Annotated in this window: 10 protein-coding genes; 1 reads left to right on the top strand and 9 read right to left on the bottom strand. The window is 34.7% G+C overall.

Going from position 1 to position 5592, the window contains the following annotated elements; translation table 11 throughout:
* Window positions 1-13: 13 nt before the first annotated feature.
* From DIU01_RS10730 to DIU01_RS10700, 7 genes are all read right to left on the bottom strand, one after another.
* Window positions 14-541 carry a YceI family protein gene (locus tag DIU01_RS10730; RefSeq protein WP_290834297.1) on the bottom strand — a complete coding sequence of 176 codons (528 nt, stop codon included), beginning with the start codon at window positions 539-541 and terminating at the stop codon, window positions 14-16.
* Between the two features lie 324 nt (window positions 542-865).
* Window positions 866-1384, bottom strand: a complete 519-nt coding sequence (locus tag DIU01_RS10725; protein ID WP_290834299.1) for an NADPH-dependent FMN reductase — start codon at window positions 1382-1384, stop codon at window positions 866-868.
* Between the two features lie 12 nt (window positions 1385-1396).
* Entirely contained in the window at window positions 1397-1609 is a 213-nt protein-coding gene (locus tag DIU01_RS10720; protein ID WP_290834294.1) for a hypothetical protein, read from the bottom strand.
* A complete protein-coding gene (locus DIU01_RS10715; protein ID WP_290834292.1) occupies window positions 1593-1829 on the bottom strand; it encodes a (4Fe-4S)-binding protein in 237 nt (78 codons plus the stop codon). The genes DIU01_RS10720 and DIU01_RS10715 overlap by 17 nt, the downstream gene beginning before the upstream one ends.
* A 15-nt stretch (window positions 1830-1844) precedes the next feature.
* Window positions 1845-2126, bottom strand: coding sequence for a GNAT family N-acetyltransferase (locus DIU01_RS10710; protein WP_290834290.1), 282 nt, complete (start codon window positions 2124-2126; stop codon window positions 1845-1847).
* A 96-nt stretch (window positions 2127-2222) separates the two neighbouring features.
* On the bottom strand, window positions 2223-2936 hold the full coding sequence (locus DIU01_RS10705; protein WP_290834288.1) for a pirin family protein: 714 nt from the start codon (window positions 2934-2936) through the stop codon (window positions 2223-2225).
* 78 nt (window positions 2937-3014) lie between these two features.
* Window positions 3015-3590, bottom strand: a complete 576-nt coding sequence (locus DIU01_RS10700; protein ID WP_290834286.1) for a Crp/Fnr family transcriptional regulator — start codon at window positions 3588-3590, stop codon at window positions 3015-3017.
* Window positions 3591-3654: 64 nt separating this feature from the next.
* Here DIU01_RS10700 and DIU01_RS10695 point away from each other — a divergent pair, with 64 nt between their 5' ends.
* Window positions 3655-4212, top strand: coding sequence for a sugar O-acetyltransferase (locus tag DIU01_RS10695; protein WP_290834284.1), 558 nt, complete (start codon window positions 3655-3657; stop codon window positions 4210-4212).
* A 29-nt stretch (window positions 4213-4241) separates the two neighbouring features.
* On the opposite strand, the gene DIU01_RS10690 is transcribed toward DIU01_RS10695, so the two are convergent.
* Complete coding sequence (locus tag DIU01_RS10690) at window positions 4242-4571, bottom strand: DUF6370 family protein (protein WP_290834282.1); 330 nt, start codon at window positions 4569-4571, stop codon at window positions 4242-4244.
* Between the two features lie 2 nt (window positions 4572-4573).
* The coding region (purT, locus tag DIU01_RS10685) for a formate-dependent phosphoribosylglycinamide formyltransferase (RefSeq protein ID WP_290834280.1) at window positions 4574-5592 on the bottom strand (1019 nt) is incomplete at its 5' end.

Genomic DNA, 5592 nt, shown 5'->3' with positions numbered 1-5592 from the left:
ATCAAGAAAATATTTATTGTTGTAAGAATTGTAATTCTATGTTTAATTTTACTTCTTCGCTTACTAAAACGCCACCAGTTTCTAAAGCAGAATTCCAAGTTAAACCAAAATCGGTACGGTTAATTTTTCCTGTTGCATTCAATCCTACTTTGGTATTTCCCCATGGATCTTTTAATAATCCGCTTACTTCAGTTTCTAGTTTTACGGTTTTTGTAATTCCGTTTATAGTTAATTCTCCTGTTAATTCGTGGTCTTCACCTTTTTTTACTAATGATGATGAAACGAAAGTTAGTTTAGGATTTTTTTCGGCATCAAAAAAGTCAGCACTTTTTAAGTGATTATCTCTGTCTGAATTTCCAGTGTTTATTGAATCAATATCAGCTGAAAACTCGATTTTAGATGTTACGAAATCGAAGTCTTCTGTTGTGATTGTAGCATCATAAGTATCGAATTGACCTGATACATTGGTGAACATCATGTGTTTTACTTTGAAACCTACTTCTGAGTGTGTTGGATCGATTGTCCATTTAGTTGTTGCCATAATTGTATATTTTATTTTTGTTGTTATTAATTTATAGTACAAAGTTACAACTGTTGTAAAGCAGCAGCACTTAACCTAGATTAAGAAATGGTTGTTGTACTGCTAAAGTTTAGCCCAGATAGTAGCGGAAAGCTTTTTACAAAGAAGTGCCAATTTTTCTTGACAGAAAAGAGCGACCAAAGAAGCTCCTTTTGTGGCTTAGAAAAATGGTGCTTCTTTGTGAAAACTTGTAGCGTATAGCTGGATTGGCTTCTAATGCTATTGGTATAAATAAAAAAAGTGATACCTTTTACAATATCACTTTTAAGTATAGTTTGGACGAATTTAGTATTCTATGGAATCTACAATTTTTAGTAAATCCTTTTTTAAATCTTCGTTGGTTATTCCTTTTTCGGCATCGAAATTGTCGTTGAAATTTGGCAAGGAGAAACTGCCTTTAACGATTGCGCCTTGAAACGGAAAGCGATTGTTGGCAATTTCTAAAACCGAACTTCCGCCGCGAGCACCAGGAGAAGTCGCCATTAAAAGCACTGGTTTTTCCTGAAAAGTTTTTCCGTTGATGCGCGACATCCAGTCGAAAATATTTTTGAAAGCCGATGAATACGCGCCATTATGTTCGGCAAAAGAGATGATGATTAAATCGGATGCACCAATTTTTGCATAGAAATCGTGTGCTAATTGCGGAATTCCATCTTCTTTTTCCTTGTCCATGGAATAGATTGGCATTTCGAAATCGTTTAAATCTAATAGTTCAACTTTAGCATCTTTAAATAAATTGGCGGTGTAAGTTGCCAATTGTTTGTTGATGGATTTTTTGCTTGATGAAGCTCCGAAAGCGAGTATTTTTTTGTCATATTATTTGTGTAGCCAGTTTTTCATAATTTTTCCCAGTAAAGGTAATAATATAAATACCATTAATGGAACTAAAATTCCGTTCATGATTAATGTTCGAATTGCTAATGGTAGGTTTTGGATGGCGTCACCAAGTAGGAACGAAGCCAGTGTAATTGCAGGATAAATTGCAATCCAAACCATGATGGCAAATTTCCATTTAGGCGGTTGTTTCATTGTTTAAATAGTAAGTCAGTGCGCCCGAAGGACATTTTTTTACGGTTTCAATTATTTTATCGGTAGTTGAATTTTCTGGTGTTATCCAAGGTTTTTCTTTGGGTTTAAAAACATCGGGATTGTTTTTTACGCAATTTGCTGAGTGTGTGCATAATGCATTTTTCCAGACAATGGTAACTTCGCCATTAGTATATTCTTTTGTTAAGTCGTTTGAATTCATAATGGATTTTTTAAATTATAAAACATCTCTAAATTCAGGAGTTTTATCGAAAACACTTTTAGCAAATGGACAAAGCGGAATTATTTTGATGCCTTTCTGACGAGCATATTCTATTGCTTTTACAACCATTTTTTTACCAAAACCTTTTCCTTCATTTCCCGGATTTACTTCGGTATGATCGATGATTATTTTGTCGTCGCCAGCAAAAACAAACGTCATCATGGCTTCTTGTTTTCCATCGACATCAATAAAAAACACACCGTTTTTATCATTGATTTTTAATTGTACTTCGTTCATGGTTTTATTTTTTTTACCGCAAATTCACAAATTATTTTATTCGCGAATTTGCGGTTATTATTGTTTTTTCATTGAACACTGAATACTGAACACTAATTACTCCATCGGAATTTCCATTAATAAAAACTTAGCATCAGTTGAAGCTTTTATTTCTAAAGTTTCAAAATCTGTAATTCCTAATCCGTCACGAGTTTCTAGTTCTTGTCCGTCAACAGTTACAGTTCCAGAAATTACAAAAACGTACATTCCGTTTCCTTGTCTTTTTAACTGATAGGTCTTTGAGAAATCTTTGTCGAAATCGGCTAAATGAAACCAAGCATCTTGATGAATCCAAACTCCTTCATCATCGGCATTTGGAGAAAGTATTTGAGCAAAATTATTTTTTTGTTTTGTAACGTCTAAAGTAATTTGTTGGTATCTTGGCGTTACATTTTTAGTTCGTGGAAACAACCAAATTTGGAATAATTTAGTACGTTGGTCATGATTTGGATTAAACTCACTGTGACGAATTCCAGTTCCGGCACTCATGACTTGTACGTCGCCAGTTTTTATAGTTTCGGCATTTCCCATGCTGTCTTTGTGTGCCAAATCACCTTCTAACGGAATTGTAATAATTTCCATATTATCGTGACCATGCTCGCCAAATCCCATTCCGGCAGCAACTGTATCGTCGTTTAAAACGCGTAAGGTTCCAAATTGTACTCTTTCTGGATTGTACCAACTTGCGAAACTAAAACTGTGGTAAGCATTCAACCAACCATGATCGGCATGACCTCTTGTATTTGCTTTGTGTAAAACTGTATTTTTCATGATGTATAAATTTAGTAATTATTATGATACAAATTTACAATCGATGTAATGAAATGTCACTTAATGTAGATTAAGAAATCATTTTCTAAGCATTTTGCTTTTCATCTTACTGAAAAATTCGGGTGTAACACCTATATATGAAGCGATCTGTTTCTGTGGAATTCGTTGCATTAAAGCAGAGTATTTTTTGCAGAATTTCTCAAAACGTTCTTCTGCGGTCAAACTCAAATTATCCATAAGTCTTTCCTGATGTGCAACCAAAGAATTTTCGGTTAATATTCTAAAAAAACGTTCTAGTTTTGGAATTTTTTCAAACAATTCCTCTCGATTTTCGCGAGAAATAATTTCTAGTTCAGAATCTTCCAAGACTTCTATAAAAAGATTTCCCGGTTTTCTTGAAATGTAACTGTACATGTCACCCATCCACCAACCTTCGCAGGCAAAATGTAAAATATGTTCGATGATATTATCGTTGATGTTGAAGCTTCTTAGAATACCAGAATTCACAAAATAGGTACTGTCTGCAATTTGTCCTGAACTCAATAAAATGGTTTTAGCCTTGAAATTTTTAGTTTCTATTTTCGATAAAAAAATCGCTTCTTCTTCTGGAGTTAAAGAAATAATTTTGGAGATGTTTTGGATAATTGGCTTCATAACATCAAAAATACAATTTTAATTTTACAGAAATACTATCTTTGGTTTATTGATTAAATCGATTATGAAAAGCGAAAAAGAAAAAATGTTGGACGGTGAAATTTACTTCGCCAACGATAAAGTTTTAGTTTCCGAAAGAACTTTTGCCAAGAAATTATTACACAAGTTAAATGTAACCGAATATTTAATGAATGGAAATGCAAGAAACATTTTGCGTCAACTGATACCAAATGCACACAAGCGACTTTACATCGAACCACCATTTCATTGTGATTATGGTTATAATATTCATTCGGGTGAAAATGTGTATTTCAATGTCAATTGTGTGGTTTTGGATACGATGAAAGTTGAAATTGGCGACAATGTTTTCTTTGGTCCAGGAGTTCAAATTTACACTGCAACACATCCGCTTGACGCGATAGAACGACGAACGGTAGAATTCTCCAAACCAGTTTCTATTGGAAATGATTGTTGGATAGGAGGAAACTCGGTAATTCTTCCAGGTGTTAAAATAGGGAATGGATGTACGATTGGAGCTGGAAGTGTTGTGACAAAAGACATTCCTGATAATTCGCTTGCGGTTGGAAATCCTGCGAAGGTGATTAGAAAACTTAACGTATAAAAAAAGCGGAAAATCAATTCCGCTTTTATTTATCTGTTTTTTTCTTGAGGCAATAATTTGAATGAAGTTGCTACGTATTTTTCGTTTACAATTTCACCTGAAACTTCTGCTTTTCTTATTGCTGAGCAAAATCCGTCTTCGGCATGAGCATCGCCATGATCGTCTAGTTTTGTCCCTTCAACGAAATAACTTTTTCCGTCGATTCTTACAGCTAAATCACAGCCGCTTTTAGATTTCATTCCAAACTGGCATTGTCCGCAAGAAGCTTCTACAATTTGAGTTTTTGGTGTTTCTTTTTTGTCTTGTGCAAATCCTAAACTGAAAGTTAGGATGAATAATAAGGTCACAATTGATTTCATAATTAGTATTTTATAGTTATTAATGTTGCAGCATTTTTTGCCTTTTCAACCACTTCTTCAATTGGTGTTTCCAAAGTGTCATTTACTAATGAAACTCCCATTCTTCGGTAAGGTCTTGAAGTTGGTTTTCCAAAGATACGAAAATCGGTTTTTGGTAAAGCCGCAATTTTTTCTAGTCCAGAGAAAGTTGGATTTGTAGAATTTTCTGAAGCCAAAATTACAGCACTTGCTCCGTTTTTTTCTAAGGTAATTTCAAATATTGGTAAGCTCAAAATCGCACGAAGATGCAATTCAAATTCGTTGAAGTTTTGTGTTCCTGCAAGTGTAACCATTCCGGTGTCGTGTGGTCTTGGCGATAATTCTGAGAAATAAACGCCATCGTCAGCCAAGAAAAATTCTACTCCAAAAAGTCCTGCGCCACCAAGTGCTTCAGTAACTTTTTCGGCCATATCTTGAGCTTCAAATAAATCTTTATCGGAAATTCGTGCTGGTTGCCAACTTTCTTGATAATCGCCTCGTTCTTGACGGTGACCAATTGGTGCGCAGAATAAGGTTGGATTATTGTTTTGGGTTACAGTTAATAAAGTGATTTCTGAATTGAATTTTACAAATGCTTCTACGATAACTTCAACCACATCACCACGTGAACCTTCGACTGCGTAATTCCATGCTTTCTCAATATCTTCTTGAGATTTTATGGTAGATTGTCCTTTTCCAGATGAACTCATTAATGGTTTTACAACACACGGAATTCCAACTTCTTCGACTGCTTTTTGTAATTCTGATGCTGAGGTTGCGTATCTGTAATTGGCAGTTTTTAATCCGAGTTCTTTGGCAGCTAAATCACGAATTGCTTTTCTGTTCATGGTAAAATTGGCCGCTTTCGCAGATGGAACTACGGTAATTCCTTGTTTTTCGTAGTCATAAAAACGTTCGGTTCTTATGGCTTCAATTTCTGGAACGATGAAATCGGGATTGTGTTTTGCTACAATTCGATCTAATTCTGAACCATCAAGCATGT

The organism is Flavobacterium sp. (assembly GCF_003525665.1).
Lineage (GTDB): Bacteria > Bacteroidota > Bacteroidia > Flavobacteriales > Flavobacteriaceae > Flavobacterium.
This window is presented reverse-complemented; position numbering and strand designations above follow the sequence as displayed.

What these genes read in the sequence shown, in the direction of transcription:
- DIU01_RS10730 (WP_290834297.1), bottom strand. Translation starts at nt 541, where the DNA reads ATGGCAACAACTAAATGGACAATCGATCCAACACACTCAGAAGTAGGT.
- DIU01_RS10720 (WP_290834294.1), bottom strand. Translation starts at nt 1,609, where the DNA reads ATGAAACAACCGCCTAAATGGAAATTTGCCATCATGGTTTGGATTGCA.
- DIU01_RS10715 (WP_290834292.1), bottom strand. Translation starts at nt 1,829, where the DNA reads ATGAATTCAAACGACTTAACAAAAGAATATACTAATGGCGAAGTTACC.
- DIU01_RS10710 (WP_290834290.1), bottom strand. Translation starts at nt 2,126, where the DNA reads ATGAACGAAGTACAATTAAAAATCAATGATAAAAACGGTGTGTTTTTT.
- DIU01_RS10705 (WP_290834288.1), bottom strand. Translation starts at nt 2,936, where the DNA reads ATGAAAAATACAGTTTTACACAAAGCAAATACAAGAGGTCATGCCGAT.
- DIU01_RS10700 (WP_290834286.1), bottom strand. Translation starts at nt 3,590, where the DNA reads ATGAAGCCAATTATCCAAAACATCTCCAAAATTATTTCTTTAACTCCA.
- DIU01_RS10695 (WP_290834284.1), top strand. Translation starts at nt 3,655, where the DNA reads ATGAAAAGCGAAAAAGAAAAAATGTTGGACGGTGAAATTTACTTCGCC.
- DIU01_RS10690 (WP_290834282.1), bottom strand. Translation starts at nt 4,571, where the DNA reads ATGAAATCAATTGTGACCTTATTATTCATCCTAACTTTCAGTTTAGGA.